The 1147-nt window shown below is 48.2% G+C and carries 1 protein-coding gene and 1 pseudogene; both read left to right on the top strand.

Annotation, left to right across the window (positions count from 1 at the left end; all coding sequences use genetic code 11):
- Positions 1-12 precede the first annotated feature (12 nt).
- Positions 13-579, top strand: a pseudogene (locus AS151_RS23285) (formylglycine-generating enzyme family protein); the annotation flags it as partial.
- 25 nt (positions 580-604) lie between these two features.
- A complete protein-coding gene (locus AS151_RS23280; RefSeq protein ID WP_343327447.1) occupies positions 605-1066 on the top strand; it encodes a formylglycine-generating enzyme family protein in 462 nt (153 codons plus the stop codon).
- The last annotated feature ends 81 nt before the right edge of the window (positions 1067-1147 follow it).

Here is a 1147-nt window from a genome sequence, read left to right as displayed (position 1 = left end):
ATTTTAGACAACATGCTGGTCCTGGCTACCAAAAGGCGTTACCAGTCAGCAACAGAAGTTTTACAAGACTTGCAACCTACCAAAACCCAGCCTTCACCAACTTCTTCGCAGTCAAAACTCAAGCAACCTTCTTCACCAACCTCTTCTCCACCTACGTCTAGTCAGAAATCGTTTCAATCCAAGCAGAAACCTTCGCTTCGTTCCTTTGAATTTGAAACGGCAACTGTGGAAATTAAGGCAGCATTCTTCGGAAAAAACATTCATATTCATCGCCGTCGCCAACAAGCACAAGGCTTTAGCGAACCTCTGGGTAACAATATAGAGCTAGAAATGGTTTATATTCCCTCGGGAACCTTCCTCATGGGAGCGCCAGAATCGGAAGAAAAAAGCAGAGACGACGAACAACCCCAGCACCAAGTGAGCGTACCAGCTTTTTTTCTGGGGAAATACCCGGTGACTCAGGCGCAATGGCGCGCTGTAGCCAATCTTCCCAAATGTAAACGCGACCTCAAGCCCAATCCATCCGGTTTTTCAGGGGATAACCGACCCGTAGAAAAAATATCCTGGTATGATGTTGTAGAATTTTGCCAGCGTTTGTCCCAGCATACTGGTAGAGACTACCGACTTCCCAGCGAAAGCCGAGTGGGAATATGCCTGTCGCGCTGGCACGCAAACCCCTTTTTATTTTGGCGAAACCATTACCACCGACCTAGCCAATTACGATGGTAATTATGTTTACGGTCAAGGCAAAAAAGGAGAATTTCGAAAAAAAACCACAGATGTAGGCAGCTTTCCTGCCAATGGATTTGGATTGTTCGACATGCATGGGAATGTTTGGGAATGGTGTGCTGATGGCTGGCATGACAATTACAAAGGGGCACCAACTGATGGCAGTGCTTGGATCGATCTTAAAAATAGAACAAAAACTCCAAAGCTCCTGCGCGGTGGTTCCTGGAACTTCTTCCCGCACAACTGCCGTTCTGCGTTTCGCGTCAGGAGGCGACCCGACTTCACCGGCCTCAACCTCGGGTTTCGCGTAGCGTGCGCCTCGGCGAGGACTCTGTAGCCCTTTCCTCTTTTTCCCTTGTGCCCTTTATCCTTTTTTCTTTTCTCTTTCCCCCTCTCGCCGTTAGGCGAGTCGAAATTT

The sequence above is a fragment of the Geitlerinema sp. PCC 9228 genome, assembly GCF_001870905.1.
Taxonomy (GTDB): Bacteria; Cyanobacteriota; Cyanobacteriia; order Cyanobacteriales; family PCC-9228; genus PCC-9228.
This window is presented reverse-complemented; position numbering and strand designations above follow the sequence as displayed.